At 63.0% G+C, this 22972-nt stretch carries 23 protein-coding genes, 2 tRNA genes and 1 other RNA gene; 14 read left to right on the forward strand and 12 right to left on the reverse strand.

The window, feature by feature from the left end:
• The first annotated feature begins 118 nt into the window (after positions 1–118).
• Positions 119–2671 carry an aminopeptidase N gene (gene pepN / locus BJ994_RS07925; RefSeq protein WP_167993149.1) on the forward strand — a complete coding sequence of 851 codons (2553 nt, stop codon included), beginning with the start codon at positions 119–121 and terminating at the stop codon, positions 2669–2671.
• Between the two features lie 66 nt (positions 2672–2737).
• Positions 2738–3232 carry an OsmC family protein gene (locus tag BJ994_RS07930; protein WP_167993151.1) on the forward strand — a complete coding sequence of 165 codons (495 nt, stop codon included), beginning with the start codon at positions 2738–2740 and terminating at the stop codon, positions 3230–3232.
• Here BJ994_RS07930 and BJ994_RS07935 read toward each other — a convergent pair.
• Positions 3229–4212, reverse strand: a complete 984-nt coding sequence (locus BJ994_RS07935) for an NAD-dependent epimerase/dehydratase family protein (protein ID WP_167993153.1) — start codon at positions 4210–4212, stop codon at positions 3229–3231. The genes BJ994_RS07930 and BJ994_RS07935 overlap by 4 nt on opposite strands.
• Between BJ994_RS07935 and BJ994_RS07940 the strand changes: the two genes are divergently transcribed.
• Together BJ994_RS07940 and BJ994_RS07945 are read left to right on the forward strand one after the other, a co-directional pair.
• Positions 4205–4921: a mechanosensitive ion channel family protein gene (locus tag BJ994_RS07940; RefSeq protein WP_245192267.1), complete on the forward strand. Its 717-nt coding sequence runs from the start codon at positions 4205–4207 to the stop codon at positions 4919–4921. The two genes, BJ994_RS07935 and BJ994_RS07940, sit on opposite strands and share 8 nt — an antisense overlap.
• The gene (locus BJ994_RS07945; protein ID WP_425339373.1) at positions 4918–5391 is read left to right on the forward strand and encodes a globin; all 474 of its coding nucleotides are present in this window, start codon (positions 4918–4920) and stop codon (positions 5389–5391) included. Before BJ994_RS07940 ends, BJ994_RS07945 begins: the two co-directional genes overlap by 4 nt.
• A 24-nt stretch (positions 5392–5415) precedes the next feature.
• Here BJ994_RS07945 and BJ994_RS07950 read toward each other — a convergent pair whose 3' ends face one another.
• Positions 5416–6087 (reverse strand): DUF8185 domain-containing protein, encoded by a 672-nt coding sequence (locus BJ994_RS07950; RefSeq protein WP_167993155.1) that lies wholly within the window; start codon positions 6085–6087, stop codon positions 5416–5418.
• A 216-nt stretch (positions 6088–6303) separates the two neighbouring features.
• Between BJ994_RS07950 and BJ994_RS07955 the strand changes: the two genes are divergently transcribed.
• On the forward strand, positions 6304–7260 hold the full coding sequence (locus tag BJ994_RS07955; protein WP_167993157.1) for an acyl-CoA thioesterase: 957 nt from the start codon (positions 6304–6306) through the stop codon (positions 7258–7260).
• An 89-nt stretch (positions 7261–7349) separates the two neighbouring features.
• Here the strand turns inward: BJ994_RS07955 and ettA are convergent, their stop codons facing one another.
• The 3 genes from ettA to BJ994_RS07970 form a co-directional block, all read right to left on the reverse strand.
• Positions 7350–9032 carry an energy-dependent translational throttle protein EttA gene (gene ettA, locus BJ994_RS07960; protein ID WP_167993159.1) on the reverse strand — a complete coding sequence of 561 codons (1683 nt, stop codon included), beginning with the start codon at positions 9030–9032 and terminating at the stop codon, positions 7350–7352.
• 65 nt (positions 9033–9097) lie between these two features.
• Positions 9098–9577 carry a DUF6993 domain-containing protein gene (locus BJ994_RS18120; RefSeq protein WP_245192268.1) on the reverse strand — a complete coding sequence of 160 codons (480 nt, stop codon included), beginning with the start codon at positions 9575–9577 and terminating at the stop codon, positions 9098–9100.
• A 60-nt stretch (positions 9578–9637) separates the two neighbouring features.
• Positions 9638–10198 carry a single-stranded DNA-binding protein gene (locus BJ994_RS07970; RefSeq protein WP_167993161.1) on the reverse strand — a complete coding sequence of 187 codons (561 nt, stop codon included), beginning with the start codon at positions 10196–10198 and terminating at the stop codon, positions 9638–9640.
• 183 nt (positions 10199–10381) lie between these two features.
• Between BJ994_RS07970 and BJ994_RS07975 the strand changes: the two genes are divergently transcribed.
• A tRNA-Arg gene (locus BJ994_RS07975) sits at positions 10382–10454 on the forward strand.
• Positions 10455–10464: 10 nt separating this feature from the next.
• Here BJ994_RS07975 and BJ994_RS07980 read toward each other — a convergent pair.
• Together BJ994_RS07980 and mptB are read right to left on the reverse strand one after the other, a co-directional pair.
• Entirely contained in the window at positions 10465–10872 is a 408-nt protein-coding gene (locus tag BJ994_RS07980; protein ID WP_167993164.1) for a DUF3224 domain-containing protein, read from the reverse strand.
• Between the two features lie 52 nt (positions 10873–10924).
• A complete protein-coding gene (mptB, locus tag BJ994_RS07985) occupies positions 10925–12439 on the reverse strand; it encodes a polyprenol phosphomannose-dependent alpha 1,6 mannosyltransferase MptB (RefSeq protein ID WP_167995925.1) in 1515 nt (504 codons plus the stop codon).
• 230 nt (positions 12440–12669) lie between these two features.
• On the opposite strand from mptB, the gene BJ994_RS07990 reads away from it, so the two are divergent.
• From BJ994_RS07990 to def, 5 genes are all read left to right on the forward strand, one after another.
• Positions 12670–13182, forward strand: a complete 513-nt coding sequence (locus BJ994_RS07990) for a hypothetical protein (protein ID WP_167993166.1) — start codon at positions 12670–12672, stop codon at positions 13180–13182.
• A gap of 36 nt (positions 13183–13218) precedes the next feature.
• The gene (gene orn / locus BJ994_RS07995) at positions 13219–13821 is read left to right on the forward strand and encodes an oligoribonuclease (protein ID WP_167993168.1); all 603 of its coding nucleotides are present in this window, start codon (positions 13219–13221) and stop codon (positions 13819–13821) included.
• 152 nt (positions 13822–13973) lie between these two features.
• Positions 13974–14046 (forward strand) — tRNA-His (locus BJ994_RS08000).
• A gap of 118 nt (positions 14047–14164) precedes the next feature.
• Positions 14165–15319: an acyl-CoA dehydrogenase family protein gene (locus BJ994_RS08005; protein ID WP_167993170.1), complete on the forward strand. Its 1155-nt coding sequence runs from the start codon at positions 14165–14167 to the stop codon at positions 15317–15319.
• Between the two features lie 27 nt (positions 15320–15346).
• Entirely contained in the window at positions 15347–15916 is a 570-nt protein-coding gene (gene def / locus BJ994_RS08010) for a peptide deformylase (RefSeq protein WP_167993172.1), read from the forward strand.
• Here def and BJ994_RS08015 read toward each other — a convergent pair whose 3' ends face one another.
• Both BJ994_RS08015 and rnpB read right to left on the reverse strand, forming a co-directional pair.
• Entirely contained in the window at positions 15917–17188 is a 1272-nt protein-coding gene (locus BJ994_RS08015) for an MFS transporter (RefSeq protein ID WP_167993174.1), read from the reverse strand.
• Positions 17189–17320: 132 nt separating this feature from the next.
• An RNA gene (rnpB, locus tag BJ994_RS08020) (RNase P RNA component class A) lies at positions 17321–17702 on the reverse strand.
• Positions 17703–17781: 79 nt separating this feature from the next.
• Between rnpB and BJ994_RS08025 the strand changes: the two genes are divergently transcribed.
• Positions 17782–18549 carry a peroxide stress protein YaaA gene (locus BJ994_RS08025; protein ID WP_167993175.1) on the forward strand — a complete coding sequence of 256 codons (768 nt, stop codon included), beginning with the start codon at positions 17782–17784 and terminating at the stop codon, positions 18547–18549.
• A 35-nt stretch (positions 18550–18584) separates the two neighbouring features.
• On the opposite strand, the gene BJ994_RS08030 is transcribed toward BJ994_RS08025, so the two are convergent.
• The 3 genes from BJ994_RS08030 to BJ994_RS08040 form a co-directional block, all read right to left on the reverse strand.
• The gene (locus tag BJ994_RS08030; protein WP_342450319.1) at positions 18585–19538 is read right to left on the reverse strand and encodes a reverse transcriptase-like protein; all 954 of its coding nucleotides are present in this window, start codon (positions 19536–19538) and stop codon (positions 18585–18587) included.
• A gap of 6 nt (positions 19539–19544) precedes the next feature.
• The gene (locus BJ994_RS08035; RefSeq protein WP_167993176.1) at positions 19545–20285 is read right to left on the reverse strand and encodes a CT398-like coiled coil hairpin domain-containing protein; all 741 of its coding nucleotides are present in this window, start codon (positions 20283–20285) and stop codon (positions 19545–19547) included.
• A gap of 85 nt (positions 20286–20370) precedes the next feature.
• A complete protein-coding gene (locus BJ994_RS08040) occupies positions 20371–21288 on the reverse strand; it encodes a Nif3-like dinuclear metal center hexameric protein (protein WP_167993180.1) in 918 nt (305 codons plus the stop codon).
• Between the two features lie 111 nt (positions 21289–21399).
• Between BJ994_RS08040 and msrA the strand changes: the two genes are divergently transcribed.
• Entirely contained in the window at positions 21400–21924 is a 525-nt protein-coding gene (gene msrA, locus BJ994_RS08045; RefSeq protein ID WP_167993182.1) for a peptide-methionine (S)-S-oxide reductase MsrA, read from the forward strand.
• A gap of 106 nt (positions 21925–22030) precedes the next feature.
• On the forward strand, positions 22031–22966 hold the full coding sequence (gene cysK, locus BJ994_RS08050; protein ID WP_167993184.1) for a cysteine synthase A: 936 nt from the start codon (positions 22031–22033) through the stop codon (positions 22964–22966).
• Positions 22967–22972: the final 6 nt, after the last annotated feature.

Consider the following 22972-nt stretch of genomic DNA (forward strand, 5'->3'; position numbering starts at 1 on the left):
GCCGGAGCCGGTAGCGCCGGATGGTGAAGGTGCGCGGTTGACGCGTAAGGTGGGTCACACCGCACCATTTGCGCGGCCAGATCCACTCCCCACTCTCGGAGGCAGCACCTTGCCAGGTATGAACCTGACGCGGGACGAAGCACGCCAGCGCGCGGCCACAGTCAGCGTCCACAGCTACGCCATCAACCTTGATCTCACCCGTGGAGATTCCGTTTTCGGCTCGACCACCGTCGTGTCCTTCGACGCCGAAGCGGGCTCGTCGACCTTCATCGACGCAATCACCGCGGCGGTGCACCGCGTCACCCTCAATGGTGTTGACCTCAACGTCGACGATGTGGCCGACGGCGTCCGCATCCGGTTGGATAATCTCGCGGCGTCGAACGAACTGGTTGTCGACGCCGACATGCTCTATATGAACACCGGTGAGGGACTTCACCGCTTCGTGGACCCGGTGGACAACGAGGTCTACCTGTACACGCAGTTCGAAGTACCCGATTCGCGCCGCGTCTTCGCGGTGTTCGAGCAGCCGGATCTGAAGGCAACCTTCCGTTTCACCGTGACGGCGCCGTCGCACTGGGATGTCATCTCCAACTCACCGACGCCCGCGCCGGTCGAAGCAGGCTCCGCAGAGGACGGCGGCGCCCGCTCAACCTGGGCCTTCGAACCGACCCCCGTGCTCTCCTCGTACGTGACGGCTCTCATCGCCGGGCCATACCAGGCGGTACGCAGTGAGCTGACCAGTTCGGACGGCCGCATCATCCCGCTGGGCGTCTTCGCGCGGAAGTCCCTGATGCAGCATCTGGACGCCGAGAACGTCTTCAAGCTCACGCGCCAGGGCTTCGAATTCTTCGAGGCACAGTTCGGCACGCCGTACCCCTTCGAGAAGTACGACCAGCTGTTCGTCCCCGAGTTCAACGCGGGCGCCATGGAGAACGCCGGAGCCGTCACCTTCCTTGAAAGTTACGTTTTCCGCTCCCGGGTCACCGAGGCCACGATCGAACGCCGGGCCATTACCATCCTTCACGAACTGGCACACATGTGGTTCGGCGACCTCGTTACCATGCGCTGGTGGAACGACCTGTGGCTCAATGAGTCCTTCGCTGAATTCATGTCCACACTCGCCTCGGCCGAAGCAACTGAGTTCACTCAGTCATGGACCACGTTCGCTTCGCTTGAGAAGGCGTGGGCGTACCGCCAGGACCAGCTTCCGTCCACTCACCCGATCGTCGCTCCGATCAACGACCTCGAGGACGTGCAGGTCAACTTCGACGGCATCACCTACGCCAAGGGCGCCTCAGTACTGAAGCAGCTCGTTGCCTGGGTTGGGCAGGACCATTTCATGCAGGGGGTGCGTGAGTACTTCTCGAAACACGCCTGGTCGAATACGGAACTCTCCGACCTGCTGACGGAGCTGGAAAAGGCAAGCGGCCGGGATCTCAAGGAGTGGTCCGCACAGTGGCTGGAAACAGCCGGTGTGAACACCCTGCGTGCCGAGATCGGTTACGACGACGACGGCGCCATCGCCTCCTTCGCTGTGCTGCAGTCGGCTGTGGCTGACTATCCCACGATCCGGCCGCACCGGCTGGCAATCGGCTTCTACAACCTCAACGACGACGGAAAGCTGGAGCGTTCCCATCGGGTGGAGCTCGATGTCGCGGGCGAAAGCACCGACGTGCCGGATCTTCTCGGCCTTCGACGCCCGGACCTCGTGCTCCTGAATGACGACGATCTCGCCTACGCGAAGATCCGGCTCGACGAGCACTCCTTACGCACGGCCACCCGCCACCTGAAGGACTTCAGCGAATCGCTCCCCCGGACCCTCGTGTGGGCTTCGGCGTGGGACGCTGCGAGGGACGGTGAGACACCCGCACGCGATTACGTCGAGCTGATCCTGCAGAACATCGCCTCGGAATCGGACTCCTCCGTGGTCCTGGTGCTGCTGCGCCAACTCGCAACCACGCTGACCTTCTACGTCGACCCGAATGACCGTCAGGCAATGGAGATCGCCGCAGCCGACAGCCTGTGGGATCTTGCACGCGGAGCTGCTGCAGGATCCGATTCACAGCTTCAGTTCGTCAAGGGATTCGCCGTACATGCGCAGACCGACTCCCAGTTGGATACGGTCGCGTCCATTCTGGACGGTTCGGAAGTACCCTCGGGTCTTGCAGTCGACGCCGACCTGCGCTGGGAGTTGCTGACTTCGCTGGTTGTAGGCGGCCGCAAGACGCAGACGGATATCGACGCCGAACTCGAACGGGATGCGACTGCCACAGGTGCGCTGGCCGCTGCCCAGGCAAAAGCGGCCATTCCCACGGCGGAGGGGAAAGCCGCCGCATGGGCTGCCATCGTCGAAAGCTCGGACATGCCCAACGCGGCGCAACGATCCGCCATTGCAGGTTTCACCCGGGTACACGACACCTCCCTGCTCGAACCCTTCGCCGAGAAGTACTTCGCCGCTGCAAAGGATGTCTGGGCCACCCGCACACACGAAATCGCCCAGCAGATCATCGTGGGCCTGTATCCGTCACGCCTGACCAACCAGTCGACACTGGATGCGACGGAGGCCTTCCTCGGTACCCTCGATGCTGACCTCGCGTCGCTTCGCCGCCTCACCCTGGAGAACCGGGACGGGGTAGCGCGCGCACTCCGCGCTCAAGCCGCAGACAGGTAAACAGGCCAGTACAGATTGCCCGGGATTGGTAAGCCTGACCCCGGGCAATCGGTGTACCTTGGGCGTATGAACCTCTCCGAACACCATTACCGGGTGGATGTCGTCTGGACCGGAAACCGCGGGGAGGGAACCACCAGTTACCGGTCCTACAGCCGCGACCACGAGGTGTCTTCGGCAGGCGTCCCAACGATCGAAGGTTCCGCTGACCCGACGTTCCACGGCAACGCGGCGCGCTGGAATCCCGAGCAACTACTCCTCGCCGCTCTTTCCCAGTGCCACATGCTGTCCTACCTGCACATGGCGGCGAAGCACGACGTCGTCGTTGTCGGCTACCAGGATGCCGCTGAGGGCGTTATGCGACTGAATCCGGACGGAAGCGGCGAATTTGTGAGCGTAACGCTGAAGCCGCGCGTCACTATTCAAGGCGCCACGGGCAAGCACACCGCCCAGTCCATTCACCACGACGCCGCTGCCGCCTGCTTCATTGGGCGCTCAGTAAACTTCCCGGTCCGGCACGAGCCCGTTGTGCTCGTCGAAACGGTTGAGAGCCGGCAACGCTAGGAAACCGGCGTCTGCCCGACCAGCCGTTGCTCGGTCCCGGGCGTAAGACCGGATTTTCTTTCCCGGTCAAGACCACGGTCCAGCTCATCATCGAGCACTTCCCGGATGGTGTCATCCACAGAACGCAGGATAAGTCCATTGCGAAGTGCAGCAGCGGCAGAGCGCGTCGCGAACCCCTCGAAGCCCTCAGGAAGCCAGTGCGGCAGCGAGTCGGGCCCGGCCCAGTAGGATACGCCTTGCCGCGCCAACCACGATGGTGCGCACCACCGGAACTCGCCGGTGAACCCCGTGATCTCCGCAACTCTCGTGAGCAGGTCTCCGAAGGACACCGACGGTCCCAGCGCGTTGAATCTACCGGTCAGGCCTGCTTCAGCCGAGCGGACTATCCAGGCGGCAAGATCACGTACGTCGATGGTTTGGGTAGCAGCGTTTCTGATGTCCGGTGCAATCACCGTGCCGCCGCGAGCGAGCCGGGCGGGCCAGTAACCGAAGCGGTCGCTGCCGTCGCCCGCCCCGCAGATCAAACCGGGACGAATGATGAGTGCACGGCCCCCAAGTGCCGATGCGTAGACCTGCTCGCAGGCGACCTTCGCCTCCCCGTACTTCTCCCGCGGTGCCGGCCCCTCGCCGTCGTACGCCGAGAGAATGGCCGCCGACTCGTCCTGTCCCGGCGTGCCCTGGTCTGCATAGACAGAGCAACTGGACACGAACGTCCAGTGCCCGGCGTCGCTTCCCAGCGCGGTTGCGGCTTCGCTCGCATGCCGGGGCTCGCTGGTCACGTCGACGACGGCGTCCCACTTCTCTCGCAGATCGCTGTAGGCATCTTCACCGTCCCGGTCCCCCTGGACGAAGCGGGCTCCAGGCGGTGGAGGCCCGTGGGTCCCGCGGGCGAAGCAGGTCACATCATGGCCCGCCTGCAGCGCGGCCGCAGCCACTGCACGGGAAAGGAAGACGGTGCCACCCAGAACCAGAATGCGCATACCGCCAGCCTACGACGGTAACCTTGACCTGCCCGAAGAATCGCGGGCTCCCATTGCGCTTGTCGGCGCGCTTTCAGTGAGAGGTGTCCCCATGCAGTTCCTGGACCAGCTTGGATACGGCGGGAACGTCATCGCTGCCGCATTGATTCTGCTGGCTGCGTTCCTCCTCTGGCTCGCACTCCGTGTACTGATCAACCGCTCGGTTCGGCGGGTCAAGAACGGGTACGAGATGTTCAAGAAGCCGCATTTCCGGTGGGCTCACCCGGTGCTCCGCAACCTCGACCACAAACGGCGGGAGCAGCGCGCGGAAACCATAGGTGCCCTGCTGCGCAGCGTAACTGCCGTGACTATTGCGGTCATCGCCGTCATGACCGCTCTCGGGGAGCTGGGCGTGGAGATCGGGCCTATCCTCGCGAGTGTGGGCATCGTGGGCATCGCGATCGGCTTCGGCGCCCGCGAAGTGATCCGCGACGCCTTCCTCGGGTTCTTCATCACAATCGAGGATCAGTACGGCATCGGTGACACGATTGAGATCGGTGACACCGTAGGGGTGGTTCAATCCGTTGGATTGCGCATCACCCGCCTGGTCGATGAGAACGGCGCCATCTGGTACGTCCGGAACGGTGACATCATGAAGGTGGGCAACAGGTCTCAAGGGAACTACGTTGCGCCCGTAACCGAGGATGGAAAGGCTTCAGAAGCCCAGTGAGTGAGCAGACACCGGGACAAATTCCCGTACCCTCTCGATTCGGAGAGCCGATAGCCCGGCTGACGCCCGTCGGTCCACGCTTTGACCAGCCCTCCTACACCGACAACTTCTACGAGGCCGTCGGCGGCCACGATACATTCTTACGTCTGGTGGACGTGTTCTATGACGGTGTCGCGGGCGATGAACTTCTCCGGCCGATGTACCCCGAAGAGAACCTCGGGCCGGCAAAGGAACGGTTGCTCATGTTCCTGGAGCAGTACTGGGGCGGACCCAAGACCTACGGTGAGCAGCGTGGCCACCCCCGCCTGCGGATGCGCCACCAGCCGTTCCAGGTCACGCCCGCGGCCCGTGACCGCTGGCTGGCGCACATGCGCGATGCCGTCGATTCGCTCGAACTTTCACCGCTTCACGAGGCCACACTATGGGATTACCTTGAGCGCGCGGCCCATTCGATGGTGAACTCGGCCTAACGCAGGATGATCAGGTGGGCTGTTTCAGAGGACGGCGGCACGCCGAACGAGGATGTGCCCGCCCGGTGTGCTGATCCGTGTCCAGCGTCCGTTCGTGAACACGTTCGCCTGCGCACCGGGTACGCAGAAGCCAAGCGCAAAGGCCCCGAATGCGGCCCCGGCGGGAAGTCCCGTTGAAACCTCGGCTACGTTGCGGCCCCAAACAGCTCCGCGGGCGTTGTTCACGATGATCGCTCCGTGGTTGCTTGGTACGCTCTGGGCGATCTCCCGAATTCCTTCTCTTGCATGATCGAGCAGCACATCCGTTGGAACCGTACCGGCAGGACGCCACCCCGAGCGCGGCGGCAACACTCCGGCCCAGGTCTCGGTCACCGTGGTGGGCGGCACGGACAGGACGAGGTCGCCTTCTTCCATCCGCGCGAGGCGGTCAGCCACCGATGCAAGGGCGACAGTCGTGTCGAGCCGGCTTGCTGCGTCCAGCGGCATGGTCCGCAGGCCCAGGACTGTGGGAGTTGCTTCGCCGAGGATCCGTGGTCCGAGAATGCAGACGTACGCCGCAAGTACGTTCGATGACGCCTGCAAGCGGACTGCCCCGTCTTCAGCTGCCCGCGCACGCCCCACGAAGGTCCTGAGGTCGGAAACCACCTGTGGGTCGGAAAAGGCGAGCTCGGACGTGTTGGTGGAAAGGCTGGCCATACCGCAATCCTCTCATCCACCCGGCAGCCGAAACCATTTCGTGTGACCTCCGGCCCTCGTTCGTCCCGTCAGCATTGAGCGTGCGATTGCACACCGCGTCCGCGGTTGAGGCGGCGGAGTGCGCAGTCTATTGTCAGTGGTGGCCCTGTAGCTCATCGACCGGTGGCGTGCGGCCTGTCACAACATCTGCCCCCGTGCAAGGAGCTAACCACCACAATGTCAGCTGATCCCGCGCAGGATCCCACTGCCGCCCTCGTCAGCCTGCTCAACCTCGACAGCGCAGCGGGCGCCCAGACGGACGAGGAGATCTTCGTGGCGACGCCCGTGCGGCAGCCCGGCAAGAGGATCTTCGGCGGCCAGGTATTGGCACAGGCGCTCGTTGCGGCAATCCGAACAGTCGACACAGTGAGATCAGTGCATTCCATGCACGGGTACTTCCTCAGGGCCGGAGATGCGGCCCTGCCAATCACGTTCGGGGTCCAGCGCCTCCGCGACGGGCGTTCCTTTTCGGCCCGCCGGGTTCACGCCTACCAGAACGGCGTGCCGATACTGTCGATGATCGCCTCCTTCCAGCAGCCCGACGACGGCATCACCCATCAGGAGCCCATGCCGGGCAACATCCCCGAACCGGAGTCCCTGCCCTCAACGGCAGACCTCCTGGGCAGGTTCGACCACCCGGTAGCGAAGGCGTGGGCGTATGACCGGCCATTCGACATCCGCCACGTCGATTCACCGCTTTATGTAGAGAACACAGGGGCAAAGGAACCGGTCAATGCCGTGTGGATGAAGACTTTCGGCCCGATGCCGGAGGATCCGAGCGTTCATCAGGCAGCCCTGGCTTATGCCAGCGACTACACGCTGCTGGAATCTATCCTCCGTCCACACGACCTGACCTGGATTCACCCTGGGATGAGCGTGGCCAGCCTGGACCACGCAATGTGGTGGCATCGTCCGGTCAAGGTTGATGAGTGGCTACTGTACGTGCAGGCCTCGCCCAGCGCGTCCGGAGCCCGCGGCCTGGCGACAGGGAAAATTTACAGCCGAGGTGGAGAACTCGTGGCCACCGTCGCCCAGGAAGGCATGGTGCGGGTTCCGTCCGACGTCGGAAACCGGGTAAAGGGCGCTGTCCAGAAGAAGCTGATGGATCAAAAGATGCGCCGCTGGAAAGCCTGACTAAACGGGCTGGGGCTTAACCGCGAAGGAGCATGCGCAGGACAGCGCATGCTCCTTCGGCGTATCGGGGTGGTTCGCGTGGTGCCTGACTAGTCGCGCGTGAGGCGTCGGTGCGTCACCCTGTGGGGTTTCGCGGCATCCGGTCCAAGCCGCTCAACCTTGTTCTCCTCATAGGCTTCGAAGTTGCCCTCGAACCAGTACCAGTTATCCGGGTCCTCATCCGTTCCCTCGTACGAGAGGATGTGGGTGGCCACCCGGTCCAGGAACCAGCGATCGTGGGAGACAACAACGGCACAGCCCGGGAACTCGAGCAACGCGTTCTCGAGGCTGGACAACGTTTCGACATCGAGGTCGTTGGTGGGCTCATCGAGGAGCAGCAGGTTGCCGCCCTGCTTCAGGGTCAACGCGAGGTTCAGCCGGTTACGCTCTCCGCCGGAGAGAACTCCCGCCTTCTTCTGCTGGTCTGGTCCTTTGAACCCGAACGCGGACACATAGGCGCGCGAAGGCATCTCGACCTGGCCGACCTGTATGTAGTCGAGGCCGTCGGAAACCACTTCCCACAGCGACTTGTTCGGATCGATTCCTCCGCGTGACTGGTCCACGTAGGAGATCTTGACGGACTCACCGATCTTGAGTTCCCCGGCGTCGAGCGGTTCGAGTCCGACGATCGTCTTGAAGAGCGTGGTCTTTCCGACGCCGTTCGGGCCAATGACCCCGACTATGCCGTTACGGGGCAGCGAGAAGGACAGATCATCGATCAGGATGCGGTCGTCATAGCCCTTGCGGAGGCCGTGCGCTTCGATCACCTGGCTGCCGAGGCGGGGGCCCGGCGGGATCTGAATTTCTTCGAAGTCAAGCTTCCTGGTGCGCTCAGCTTCGGAAGCCATCTCCTCATAACGTGCGAGGCGGGCCTTGGACTTGGTCTGGCGGCCCTTGGCGTTGGAGCGCACCCACTCGAGTTCCTCGGTGAGCCGCTTGGAGAGCTTCTGGTCCTTCTTGCCTTGAACCTCGAGGCGCGCACGCTTCTTCTCAAGGTAGGTGGAGTAGTTGCCCTCATACGGGTAGAGGTGTCCGCGGTCCACCTCGGCAATCCATTCGGCAACGTGGTCGAGGAAGTAGCGGTCGTGGGTCACGGCGAGGACGGCACCGGGGTACTTCGAGAGGTGCTGCTCAAGCCAAAGCACGCTCTCGGCGTCCAGGTGGTTGGTGGGCTCGTCAAGCAGAAGGAGGTCCGGCTTCTGCAGGAGCAGCTTGCAGAGCGCAACCCTGCGCCGCTCTCCACCGGAGAGAATCGAAACGTCGGCGTCCGGCGGCGGGCAGCGAAGGGCGTCCATCGCCTGCTCAAGCTGGGAGTCCAGGTCCCATGCGTCAGCCGTGTCGATGGCCTCCTGCAGCTTGCCCATCTCATCCAGCAGCGAATCATAGTCCGCGTCCGGGTTCGCCATTTCTTCGGAGATCTCGTTGAAGCGCTGGATTTTGCCGTAGATCTCGCCGACACCCTCCTGCACGTTGCCGAGTACGGTTTTGTCCTCGTTGAGTGGCGGCTCCTGCAGAAGAATCCCGACCGTATAGCCGGGGCTGAGCCGGGCTTCACCGTTGGATGGGGTATCCAGACCGGCCATGATCTTCAGGATGGTGGATTTACCGGCACCATTGGGTCCGACCACACCGATCTTCGCGCCAGGATAGAAGGACATGCTTACGTCGTCGAGGATCACCTTGTCGCCAACGGCCTTTCGGGCCTTGGTCATTGTGTAGATAAATTCCGCCATAGTACAAGGCTAGTGCTTGCAATCCTCAGGGCATATTCGGCGCAGGAGGCAGGACGGGAGGATGCTTACCGTTGATCACCGACGAAACAATTGCCGCCTGCCAGCACCGGAAGCCGGGTCACTGAGACTTCACCATCACGGACGTGCCCGAACACGCAGACGCTCTCGACGGCCACCGCTCCAGTGATCGCGTCGACCTCCAGCCCGGTAGGCGTGGTGTCGAGGGAGACCTGCACTGACCCTTCCTCGGCACCGGCCGTGATGAATGCCCCGCGCACCGCTTCCCTGCCCGGCTTCGGGACCTCAACCGCCAGCGCGGTAAGGGATTCCTTGACCTCCGAAGCGAACGCAGCGGCCGGACCGGATGATTCTTCCTGCCCCGGCTGCGGAACGACCTCGCCGGAGCTTTGACCAGCCTGAGCATCCTTCCCCGGGTTCAGCTCGTCACCCACAGCCGGAGCCACGCACCCACCGAGAACAACTGCCATCCCAACACAGAGGACAACCACCTGGCCCCGTGCAGGCCCCGCTGTACGCCAGTTCATGAGCTTCGCAGTACCCGATGGGCGAGATCCCCGCATACAGCCATTCTGACATGCGCGAATCTAGAAGGGCGCGGAAGTCTTCGCCAACTGATTCTCGCCGGAACCGGGTTCCTCCTCCGTATCGCCGCCCCCAGCACTGCCTTCCTCCGGCGCACCGGGAGATTCATAGCCAGCGCCGGACGGGAGTTCGCCCGTTGAATAGTTGAAATCGGCCGGCAAGGAGTCGTCGGAGGCCGGCTGGACACCGGCGTCGTTCCTGTCTGCGCTGGAGCGCCTGAAGTTGGCTGTACCGAAGACGAGGTCGTGTCCGGCCGAATCCGCATCAATCTCAACGGTGGTGCCGCTCTTGCCTTCCTCATTCACCCACGGACGGATGCGCAGCCGTCCGGAGACGATGATGGGGTCTCCTTTCTGCAGGCTGACGCCGGCATTGGTCGCAAGCTGCCGGAACAGGGAGATGGAATACCAGTTGGTCTCGCCGTCCGTCCAGGTGTTCGTCTTCTTGTCCAGGAACCGGTTGGTGCTGCCCAACCTGAACTTGGTGATCGGCAGTCCGCTGCCCGCTACGGAGCATTTGGGCTCGGTCCCCACGAATCCGCGAATTGTCACATAGTTGCTCATTCTTCATCCCTTCAGAGTTCGGTGCCCGGCACCGCTGTGCCGTCTCCTCAAGTCTCTGCGGGGCAGAAGGCCCTGAAAGCGTGCAAGGGCGCTATGTGGGCAACTTCAGCGTAATTTGGCCTCTGTGGAGGAGATGAAGCAGACTAAAAGCCGATAAACTTGTGCGGGTTCATGTCCGTACCCGCCCCCGTAGCTCAATGGATAGAGCAACGGCTTTCTAATCCGTAGGTTGCGCGTTCGAGTCGCGCCGGGGGCACCGAGGTTCTTCAGCCGAAGGTCACACGCAGCTCAAGATGGTGCTGTCCTGACAGGTCCTGCGAGTACTCTGCCTTGCCCGCTATCTCTTCCAGCTCACCCGTTCCGGATCCCGGGATGATGTGGCCTGAGCTTGCTGCGGCAGTGCCCTCGGCCAACCCCCAGTGCTGGATTATGACGCTTCCCTGCCTGCCAAGGATGATTCCGGTGAACACCTCGGATGCCACATACCCGGCGCCCCGGCTGTTGCCCGCCATCAGAAGCTCGGCCACTGAGACGCCCTCGATGTCTCCGACGAACTCCTTGGTGGCGCTCACCCGGTTCAGTTCACTGTCTGCGCCATCGACGGTGTACGGCTGTGGTTCCCATCCCGAGATGTCGAATGATCCCCGGACGACCTGCTCCTGCGCTTCGCTCATCCCCCCAGTATTGCTGCATCCGCCGGCGTTCGCATGTTGGCCCCGGCGCTGGTCAGCGGCTTACGCTGAGCTCGGCCGCCTGCGGCGCGCCCCGAAACAGCGTCTTTGTTCGCGGGTCCAGGAAAACAAGGTAGGACGCGAACGCCACTCCAACCGCCGCCGCGATCTGCCTCGCCGTGTGGAGACTGAGCTCGATATAGGGGAAAATGTCCAGCTGATCGGAGATCGCGTAGATCATGAAGAAAGACACCACGAAGTACAGCACCTTCACCTGCCAGTCATCACGGATTCCGGTCACCGCGAACAGCGGAATGAGCCAGACGACGTACCAGGCCTGAATCATCGGGGCCAGGAGAACGACGGCGGCCAGAGCCAGTGCGAGTCGCCGCACCAGTCTGGAGTGGTCACCCCTGAAGACGAACCACGCAACAAGAATCAGGGAAACGACGGTGCCCACTTTGTGAACGACGTCCGCCCAGGACCAGCCGTCGAATCCCAGGGCATCGCCGGTCAGGGCGAAAACCATCCCGAGGAACCCGACAGGCGCGTACCAGATCCACACGCTTCCCGGAGTGCTGAGTGCTCCGACCCAGCCGAAACCGAATCCGTTGAGCCAGCCCAGCAGCCACAGGATGCCCAGCGAAAGCCCTGCTGTCATTCCCCAGTAAAGGAACTTCCGCGGCCAACTGGCTCCGCGTCCGGCCCACATCAAGCCGATGAAAGGAAGGACGATCAGGGTGATCGGCTTGATGCCGATGGAGAGTGTGATGAGGAGGATGCCGGTGACGTGACGCCCGCGGGCAGCAGCGTACAGACCGGCAAGGGCCAGTCCGAGCATGAGCGAATCGTTGTGGACGCTCGCGATGAAGTTGGTCAGGAAGAGGGGGTTCGCGACGGTGAGCCACAGTGCGCGGTTGGGGTTGATTCCATGGACTTCGGCGAGCCGGGGCACGTAGTAGATGCAGAGAGCCACGCCAATCAGCGCCAGGAGACGAAACAACAGGATCGAGAAATCAGGCTGACCGCCCGTTGCGCGCACCACCAACTCTTCGAACCATAGGAAAATCGGCCCGTATGGCGTTGGGCTTTGTGCCCAGAGATCGTCTGCGCCGATCTGCAGGTAGTTAGAGATCTGTGAGTAACCGTCCTCATAGGGGTTCAGCCCCGCCACCATCACCTGGCCCTGGGCGATGTAGGCGAATACATCCCTGCTGAAGAGCGGAAGGGCGAAGCACATCGGCGCGCCCCAGGCCAGCGTCGCCTTGAGGATGATCGGCCTGCTCTCCGGCCCCCACCCGGCCAGCCGTTGCCCGAGGCGGAGCCACGAGCGGACCAGCAGCATCCCCCCCAGCGCGAGCAGGACGACGGATAGCACCGCTCCTGCCGGTTCGAATCGAAGCCAGATGATTGGCTCCAACTGGCGTAGTTCACGGGAGGCCAGCGAGAGCCAGCCGACACCGAAGGACCCGAAGAGCATGAGCATGGAGCCGACGAATCCCTGGATGATCGCAATCCTGGGTCGGCCCACATGGGGTGTTGCCACAGGCGCGGGCACGGCGGCGGTCATCTGCAGTGGGTCCGATCGTCGGTGGAGCATGGGCAAATAGCTGAATCCTGAGGAAGTAACGTGTTGAAGGAACGTGGACAACGCACAGGCGCGGTGGCTTGATTTTACCACCGGCGCCTTCCTCGACTGTCGGGGATTTCCTGATAAGGCTGGCCGCCCCATCTTCGGCGATTAGAACCAATTCAGGCCCTAAACTGGCTCCAGATCCTAACTAACGCAGAAGGCGGTTGATGGCATTGGGGCGCCACCGGGCAGAGCCACGGGAACATCCGACAGGGCACGCCGTACCTTCCGACTTTCCACTGTGGGGAGCTTTCGCGTGCGTGATCGCTGCGGGCAGCATGGCAGTTTTCGACGTGCCGGTGACCGCGAATGCAATGACCACTGTGGTGCTCGGTCTCGGGTTCCTGCTCGTCTGGTGGCTGGCATCGACCTCGACGCGTAGGTCGGCCGGACCAGGCGGTACGCCCTCGAAGAACCCGGAACCTTCTTCGACGCTAGCAATCAGCACTCCCGCGCAGATGGTTCCGAGGCCGCCTGCCGACCTCGGCCGGCACGATGCATACACGCACGACGATGAACGCACGGCTGGTGCCGGCAGCCGCTGGATAGACACGTTCGGGCCCCCGGAAACCGGGCAGCTTCCTATCCAGCGTTATGTCGAGGGGAAGGTCCAGGGCGCTTTCGCTCCACCCGCCAATGAAGGAACGACCCAACCGCAATGGAGCCATTCACGAAGCTGAGGAAGCGTGTTTTCACGGAACGGGTACATTTGACGGGTGCCCATATCAAACGAACATATTGTCTGGATTGACTGCGAGATGACGGGTCTGGATCCCGTGGCCGACGCTCTCATTGAAGTGGCGGTGATCGTGACCGACTCTGAGCTGAATGTGCTCGGTGACGGCGTCGACGTCGTTATCGCACCACCCGCGGAGGCAATCGAATCCATGGGTGATTTTGTACGGGCAATGCACACGTCCTCCGGCCTGATCGAGGAGCTCCCCCACGGCGTCACCATGGAGGAAGCGCAGGAGCGCGTGCTGGAGTACATCACCGCGTGGGTACCGGAGCCACGGCGCGCGCAGCTCGGGGGTAACTCAGTGGGTACCGACAGGGTCTTCCTTGCCCGCGACATGCCAGCCGTCGTCGAACACCTGCATTACCGGGTCATCGATGTTTCAACGATCAAGGAGCTGGCCCGCCGCTGGTACCCGCGGGCGTACTTCCAGGCGCCGGAGAAGAGTGGAAACCACCGGGCTCTCGGCGATATCAAGGATTCCATCCGCGAGCTGCAGTACTACCGCAACACGGTGTTCGTTCCCAGCCCCGGCCCTGACTCCGAAGCGAGCAAGGCCGTGGCGCGGGAGCTGCGGCCCTGAACTGCCACGCTGCCCGTTGAGCAACGGCCCGATTATTGGGTCGCCGAAATGTGTGTAGAATTGTCTGCGCTGCCTCGTTCAGGCCAGAAAGCATCAGTGCTGTACCAGCCAGGTATATGCGAACTGCTGCAGAGGGTAATGAGAGGCGCATGGTGGGTATAGCTCAGTTGGCAGAGCGCCTGGTTGTGGTCCAGGAGGTCGCGGGTTCAAACCCCGTTACTCACCCCGAAATGGTCCGTAGGCTTCTGTGGCCGTCCTGAATGCTCGGGGCGGCCATTGGTCTTTCTTCAGCCAGGACATGGCCGTGAGCAACGGCAAGTCATCAGAAGGGAATAAAGACGGCATGAAACGCACCCTGTTCGAAGAGGACCACGAGCTCTTCCGGGAGGTAGCGCGGGAGTTCAACTCCCGCGAAATCGCTCCCCACTATGCCGGGTGGGACCGTGATCACATGATGCCGCGCAGCATGTGGACCGCTGCAGGCGAGCAGGGTCTCCTCGGACTCGCAGTACCGGAGGAATACGGCGGTGCGGGAATGCCTGATTACCGGTTCCGCGCAGTTATGGACGAAGAGTTCGCCCGTGCCGACCACCTCGCTGCGGGTTTGGCCTTCCATCTGCACGATGACATGGTTCTGCCCCACCTGCTGGCGTACGGATCCGAGGAACTCAAGCAAGAGTGGCTTCCCGGCATGGTGACGGGTGAAAAGGTCACCTCGGTTGCCTGGACTGAGCCGGGAGCCGGAAGCGACCTCCGCGGAATCCGCACCAAGGCTGTCCGCGACGGCGACGACTGGCTGATCAGCGGACAGAAGACATTCATCGGAAACGGGATCAGCGCTGACGCTTCCCTCGTACTTGCACGTACTGATGGTTCGGCCGGCCGCGGGAACCACGATTCCTTCTCACTGTTCATGGTCGGGAAGGGGCCGGGGTACGAGACGGGGAAGCAAATCGACAAGATGGGTCTGAAAGCCTCGGACACCGCCGAATTGTTTTTCGACAGCGTCCGCGTTCCGGGTACCGGCCTGGTGGGCGAACTGGGTCATGGTCTTCGCTACGTGACAGAACAGCTCCCCCAGGGACGGCTGGCGATCGCTGTTGCCTCCTCGGCTGTGGCCAGAGCCATCTACGAGGCCACGGTCCGTTACACCAGGGAGCGCAACGCGTTCGGTGAACGGGTGATCGACTTCCAGAACACCCGCTTTGAGCTCGCCGACATCCTCACAGAAGTAGAAGTCATGGAGACGTACGTCGACCGTGCCATGCTTGCATTCAACGAAGGTGCATTGGACCCGGCGGGCGCGGCGCGCGTCAAGCTGTGGGCGAGCGAACGGGTGAAGACAATCACCGACCGCTGCCTTCAACTCCACGGTGGGTACGGTTACGTGCTGGAGTACCCCGTTGCACAGGCGTTCCTCGCCGTCCGGTTGCTGTCCATTTTCGGCGGCACAAGCGAGATCATGCGTGAAACCATCGGCCGCTCGATCGCCGGCTGATTCACCTCCGGAGTAAGGGAAACTTCAATGGCAGTCCACCCGATCACCATCGCCGGCGAACCTGTGCTGCACACCCGGGCCACCGCCGTCGAGCATTTCGATGATGCGCTCCGCACCCTCATCGCCGACATGTACGAAACCATGGACGAGGCACACGGTGTTGGGCTCGCGGCGCCGCAGATCGGTGTGGGGCTTCGCATCTTCGTCTACGGCATGGCTAACGACGACGGCGTGCCCCCGCGGGGCGTGCTCGTGAACCCGACGCTGGTCACGTCGAAGGTCTCCGGTGCGGAACCCGACGAGGATGAGTCCGAGGGCTGCCTCTCATTTCCCGGCGAGTCTTTCCCGCTAAAGCGGGCGGAATGGGTGAAGATCAATGGTTTCGACGGGGCAGGGGATCCGGTCGAGTTCGAGGCCACCGGGTGGTTTGCCCGTTGTATGCAGCATGAGTTCGACCACCTGAACGGTACGCTCTACGTGGACCGCCTCAACCCACGGTTTGCGCGGAAGGCGAAGAAGGCGTCAAAGACGAACGGGTGGGGCCAGCCGGGGCTGACCTGGATGCCGGGCGTCGATCCTGACCCGTTTGGTCACTGATCAGGGAGAACTCGGCACCGGTTCGCGGTGCAGGTCCTCGAGCCGCTTGACGGACCGGAGCGATCCGAACAGTGCTACCAACGGTGCAGCGGTCGTCAGAACCACCCCCACGAGGATGGCGTTTGTAATACCCAGTAGCTCCGCGAGCACTCCACCAATGATGCTCGCGATGCCCAGCATCCCCCAACTGACCATGCGGGTGGCCGCGCCAAGCCTGCCCATCATGGCGGGGGGACAGACCCGCTGCCGGAAGCTGGTTCCGACGACGATGTTCAAAGCCACAGAGACCCCCATGACGAACATGCCCACCAAGCCGATGATCATGCCGGGACCGGGAGTCATCACCAGCAGGGATGCGTAGCCCAGGACGCCGGGCACCATCGACCATCGCCACACCGGCCCCGAGCCCAACCATTCCGTGAGTCTCTTCGCGTTCAAGCCGCCAACCGCCCCGCCTATGGACGTTGCCGCCATCAGCAGTCCCAGCCAGATCTCTGATTCGTTCAACACCCGAATCACCAGCAGGACCATGAGGGAAGCCACCATGCTTCCGCCGAGGTTCCACAGTGCCGCGTTGAAGAGGATGGCGCGCAAGGGAGCCGTGCTGAAGGTATAGCGGAGGCCATCCATCATTTCGGCGAAGATGTGGCGTTGTGTGGGCTCGGGGCGCGCCTCCTTCAACCGGAGGGAGGAAATGGCGAACAGCGACGCAAACGACGCGGCCACCTGGACGAGGAGGGTGTTCGAGGCGCCGAGGATCACCGTGAGCCAGCCCGCTATCCCGCGTCCGGCCGCATCGGCGGAGGCACCGGAGGCCGTGATGATGCCGTTTCCTTCCACCAGCTCATCGCCCGTGAGCGCCTGCTGCACCAACGCCTGGTCCGCGAGGCTGAAGAATACCGAGGACAGCCCGGCCACGAAAGCAACCACGAAGAGCTGCACGACGGTGAGCATGCCGAACCAGTAAGCCACCGGCAACGTCGCGAGTGAAAGTATCCGTGCGATGAGGGACCACACAATGACCGGTTTCCGGGGCCAACGGTCCACCCATACTCCGATAGGAAGGCCGAGAAGAAGCCACGGGAGAAAGGTCATCCCTGCCAGGGCAGCCACGGCGAAGTCACTTGCCGCAAGCTCAACTGCCGCGATGATGGGTAATGCTATCGAGGCGACGGCCGTACCCAGCACGCCGACTGTTGCAGACAGCCATAGGGCGCGGAAGTTTGAGTTGCGACGCACCAGCGACTGGCTGGGTGCAGTCGTCTCGCTCATTCCCCTAGCGTAATGGAACGTAATGGTCATGAACTTCGCCTGTGGATGAACGCGAGGGATAGTTCCGAACACTCTTGACTATTCAAGTATCACCGGCCAGTATGCCTTCGCGGGGTGGGGGGCGGCCGTTGAAGGATGGGCTGGCCGATACGCCGGGTTCTGTCCTGCCGACGTCGAACGCCTGCAGTGGCGGCCATCCATCTACGAGCGCCGTTGCCGACGCCCTCCAGCGGCCTACCCGGGCGCTCAGGCGGGCAGCCTTCAAGCGCGCCCTGTCTGGCCTTGCTCCGGGTGGGGTTTACCTAGCCGCGCCGGTCACCCGGCGCGCTGGTGGTCTCTTACACCACCTTTTCACCCTTACCCCGTGCAGCGGACTGCCGGGGCGGTCTATTCTCTGTGGCACTGTCCTGCGGGTTACCCCGAGTGGGCGTTACCCACCACCCTGCCCTGTGGAGCCCGGACGTTCCTCGGGAGGAGTATCTGGTACTCCCCACGCGGCCGCCTGGCCAACCCATCCGTATCGATTCTACGGGTTCGCTGCCGGCTCTCAGTGCACTAGCGATACCACCCGAGGCTCCCGGTAGAGTAATCCGGTGCTTATTCTGCTTCCGCCCTCTGAAGGAAAGTCGGCCGCGGCGAAAGGGGATCCGCTTGACCTCGCCGGGCTGGCCTTTCCCGAGCTGGCGGAGGCGCGTGCCGAGGTGCTCGATGCACTCGAGAAGACCAGCGCCCACGAAGATGCCCATGCAATCCTGGGCGTCGGAGCCTCGCTTGCCGATGAGATACGCCGGAACCTCCTGCTACGGGATTCACCGGCCGCGCCCGCCCACGCCATCTACACCGGCGTACTGTATGACGCCCTCGGCTACCGCACCATGACTGCTGCGCAGAAGCGCAAGACGGACGCCGCCGTCGTCGTTGTTTCAGGGCTCTGGGGTGCGATCGGCTTCGGCGATACGATCCCGGCGTACCGGCTCTCCATGTCAGTGGACCTACCGGGGATTGGGAAACTGACGGCATTCTGGCGCAGCCGGCTCGCATCGGTGCTGGATGCCCGTGCAGGGGGATCGCTTGTAGTGGACTGCCGTTCCAGCAGCTACGCCGCGGTCTGGTCGCCGAGCACTGAACGAACGGTCGCCGTGAACGTCCTGCAGGAGCGCAACGGGAAGCGCACCGTGGTCTCGCACTTCGCCAAACATACCCGGGGGGAGCTCGCCCGCCATCTGCTCACCCGGCGCGGCAAGCAGCCCGAGACCCCAGCGCACCTCCTGCGGGCCGCGAGTGAACTCTGGACCTGTGAACTGACGCCCGCAAACACCCGCAGGGCCGCCCAACTCAACATCATCCTCGCCGCGGGCTGAATATCGCCGCTTCCGCCAGAGCTGGTGTTCAGTCGTTAAGGCTCAGCGACAAGCTCCACCTCGAACCCGTCCGCGTTCTCAAGGTAGGCAGCGTAGTGGTCCGGCCCGCCCGCGTGAGGATGCTTCTCAGCGAACAGCAGGGACCACCCATGGCTGGTGGCCCGGCGCGCCAGGAGGTCGACTTCAGCCCGCGAGCCGGCATTGAAGGCCAGGTGATTGATCCCCGCACGACGGCGTTCATGCGGTTCCGGCAGAACGTCCGGACCTGCTTCGAGCACGAGGTACGCTCCCCTGCCGGCCCAGCTCGCGCCGTCGTTCCAGGAGTCCCGCGGGACGAATCCCAGACGTTCGAAGAGCCAACCGAAACTCTCCTTCGCCGAATCGATGTTTCGGACCCAGATCTCGATGTGATGAAGCGATCCGCTCGGCTGCGGCGGGACATCGGGTTCCGGCTGGGGAACGACGACGGCGGCCTCCACAGTCTTCTGAACCGGCTTCCGCGGGGTCCATTCGACACCGGAGATACCCGCGTCCATGGCCTCGTTCGAGAGGCGGTCGGCGTCTTTGTTCCGCTCACGCGGAATCCATTCATAGCGCACACGGCGCGGCTCCACAGCACGCCGTGCCTTCGATGCCAGGTTCTGCATGTCGGAGTGCTTGATCTTCCAGCGCCCGCTCATTTGCTCGACCACCAGCTTGGAATCCATCTTCACAAGAATGCGGCAGTTGGGATCCACCTCGTGTGCGAGTTCCAGTCCGGCGATGAGGCCGGAGTACTCCGCGACGTTGTTGGATGCGATGCCCACGTACCCTGCCTTCTCGACAAGGATCCTCCCGGACTCCGGATCGCGAACCAATGCACCGTAGCCGGCATGCCCGGGATTGCCGCGGGATCCGCCGTCGGCTTCAACGATCAGGAACCCGCTCCGCGCTTCCTGGTGCGGTTCTGTCGGGACGTCATCGAATAGCGGGATCTCGGTTTCCTGCACGTCGGGTCAGTTTCCCCACTCGGCGGAGCGCACGAGGATACACCCTGAATCCGGGCAGAACACGATATCGTCCTGGGCTGCACGGGAGATGTCAGCAAGGTCGCCGGGGCTGAGCTGCATGCCTGAACCTTCAGACCTGCCGTGAAACAGCCGTGCCGCGCCCACGCCGCGCTTGGCCAGGGTTTTTTCATAGAGGGCAAGGAGCGCGGCGTCGAACGTTCCCGCGAGCTCATCCCGCGTGCGTTGGACTTCGGTGCGTTCCGCTTCAATCCGCGCAAGCTCCTCATCCCGCGTGCTTTCCACGCCCTGCAACTGTGCCCTGATGGTTTCCGCGTGGGCGGCGGCAACTTCGCGCGCGGTACGGGCTGCCTCAACCCTTTCCATCACTTCGAGTTCGATGTCCTCAAGGTCCGACCGGCGTTTGGTGAGCGATGCCACCTCGCTTTGCAGAGCGGTGAGGTCCTTGGACGTCCCCGTGCCGCTATTCAGCCGCTGCTCGTCCCGCTCCAACCGGGTAACCACGGCCTGCACATCGTCCTCCGCGCGGGTCAGGTCACGCTCAGCGTCGGCGAGGTTGGTTGCTGCACTAACGGTCTCCGAGTCTGCCGCGGCCACGCTCGAGGCGAGCTCGGCGAGTTCCGGGTTTGCCCGCGCTGCGGCCGCCTGCCGCTGCAGCTGATTGAGTTTGGAGTCATTCGCCTGCAAGTCAAGAAGCCGCAGTTGTTCCGCCTGGGGTGCTTTTGCCACCGATTGTCCTCCGGGGATTCGAACGAAAATTCCTTCTCCATCTACCTTATGGCAAGGCAGGCCCGGTCCGACGGCCGTGCTTCCCTCAGTCGCCGCCAGGCGTCAAAACAAAGTCCCAGGGATCCGAGTTCACGGTGCTGACCCGAACGTCAACCTCGAAATTCTGGTCGGAGAGTACATTCGCCAGCGCGGCGGCTGCCGGCGTCAACCAAAGCCATTCGCTGCCGAAGTGGGAAACGTCGATCAGGTAAGGACGCCCATTCACCGCTGCTTCCCGCGCCTCAAGGGCAGGATGATGCCGGAGATCGGCCGTCACATAGACGTCAGCCTGGCTGGCACGAACCTGGTCGAAAAGGTTGTCCCCGGCGCCTCCGCAGACTGCGACACGCCTAACCAGTCCGTGCCGGTCCCCGGCCACCCGCATGCCTCCGGCAACCGCGGGAAGCAGCCCGAACACCAGTTCCGCGAAATCCCCGAGCGACGTGACATCCGCAAGGTCACCGACCCTGCCTATCCCCTCTTCGGGGAGTCCGTCCGCTGCGCTGGCGAGCGGTTCCACGTTCCGCAATCCGAAGGCATCGGCCAGCACATCCGACACGCCTCCAACTGCGCTGTCACCGTTGGTGTGTACCGTCACCAGGGCGCAGCCGGCTTCGATCAGACGGTGGACTGCCGCACCCTTTGCATGCGTGGCGGCGACTGCATTCACGGGCTTTAGCAGGAGCGGGTGGTGCGCGACGATCAGGTCCGCCCCCAGCTCCAATGCGTCCTCGATGACGGCCTCGGATGGATCCACGGCAAAGACGATTGTCGAAACCTCACGGTCCGGACGTCCGGTGACCAGCCCGACGGCGTCCCATCCTTCGGCCAGCGACTCCGGCCACAGCTCCTCTATAGCCAGCAGGATGTCACCGACTGTCGGCTTCGACGTCGACGGCTCGTCAGCGTCCGCGTGGGGCAGATCGCTTTCCCGGTCGCCGACCTGTTCCTCCTCAGGTTTCATAGCCCTAGTTCTACCAGCTTTCGTCCAACTGACCACCGGTTCCCCACCAATGCGGCCATGGAGCGGCGCCCGCCCGGGAATCATCCGTCACCGTCATGCATTGTTAACACCATGATGACTTTCGTGCTGGGCGGGGGCTGCTTCTGGTGCCTTGACGCCGTTTACCAGAAGACCCGCGGAGTGACCGACGTTGTGTCCGGCTACACGGGTGGGCACCAGCCGGACCCCGACTATGACTCGGTCTGCGCGGGCATCACAGGGCACGCGGAGGTAGTCGCAGTGACGTTCGATGAGACGGTCATTCCGGCCGAGGTGATCCTCGGAATCTTCTTTGTCTCGCATGATCCAACCACGCTGAACCGCCAGGGGTACGACGTCGGCACGCAGTACAGGTCTTCGATGTTCTACCAGGACACAGAACAGAAGGAACTGTTCGAAAGGGCCATTGAGCGGAACCAGGAGCACTGGTCAAACCCGATCGTCACGGAAGTGGTCCGCTTGCCGAAGTTCCATGTAGCGGAGGAGTATCACCAGAACTTCTATGCGAAGCACCCGGAGCAAGGCTATTGCCAGGTGATTATCAATCCGAAGCTGGCCAAGGCCCGGAAATATTACGCCGAATGGCTCACTGCATAGCCCGCCCCTCTTGGCGCTGGCTAGGCTGAGTCCAGTTTCGCCTGGGTTCGGCGCTATCGCTACCCACTCCCCTTACCTCCTTCCCGACGCTCCAGACAGGAAAACCATGGCACCGATTTACGACGACGTGACCCAACTGGTAGGCAACACCCCGCTGGTACGCCTCAACCGCCTGACCGAAGGACTCGACGCGCAGGTTGCCGTGAAACTTGAGTTCTACAACCCGGCCAACAGCGTTAAGGATCGCATTGGTGTGGCCATCATCGATGCCGCCGAGCGGGCGGGCGCCCTGAAGCCGGGCGGGACGATCGTCGAGGGCACCTCCGGCAACACGGGCATCGCCCTGGCTATGGTCGGCGCGGCGCGCGGCTACAAGGTCATCCTCACGATGCCGGAAACCATGTCGACTGAACGTCGCGTCATGCTGCGGGCCTACGGCGCCGAGATTGTCCTGACTCCCGGATCCGAAGGCATGCGGGGAGCGGTTGACCGGGCCAAGGAGATTGTTGCCACCAACGACAACGCCATCTGGGCCCGCCAGTTCGCCAACGAGGCCAACCCCGCCATTCACCGCGCCACCACGGCCGAGGAAATCTGGAAAGACACTGACGGCGAGGTGGACATCTTCGTCTCGGGCATCGGCACAGGCGGCACCATTACCGGCGTCGGTCAGGTACTCAAAGAACGCAAGCCCGATGTGAAGATCATCGCCGTCGAACCGGCCGACTCCCCGATCCTCAATGGCGGCGCACCAGGACCGCACAAGATCCAGGGCCTGGGTGCAAACTTCGTTCCGGAGATCCTCGACACTTCCATCTACGACGAAGTGATTGACGCCAGCGTTGAGGACTCGGTTCGTGTTGCACGCGCCCTCGGTACCCAGGAGGGCATCCTTGGTGGTATTTCCTCCGGCGCCATCGTTTGGGGTGCCCTGGAACTGGCTAAGCGTCCGGAGAACGCCGGCAAGCTGATCGTCGCAGTGGTCTGTGACTTTGGCGAGCGTTACATTTCCACCGTGCTCTTCGACGACATCCGGGGCTAGCCAAAC

Source organism: Arthrobacter pigmenti, from assembly GCF_011927905.1.
GTDB classification, from domain to species: domain Bacteria; phylum Actinomycetota; class Actinomycetes; order Actinomycetales; family Micrococcaceae; genus Arthrobacter_D; species Arthrobacter_D pigmenti.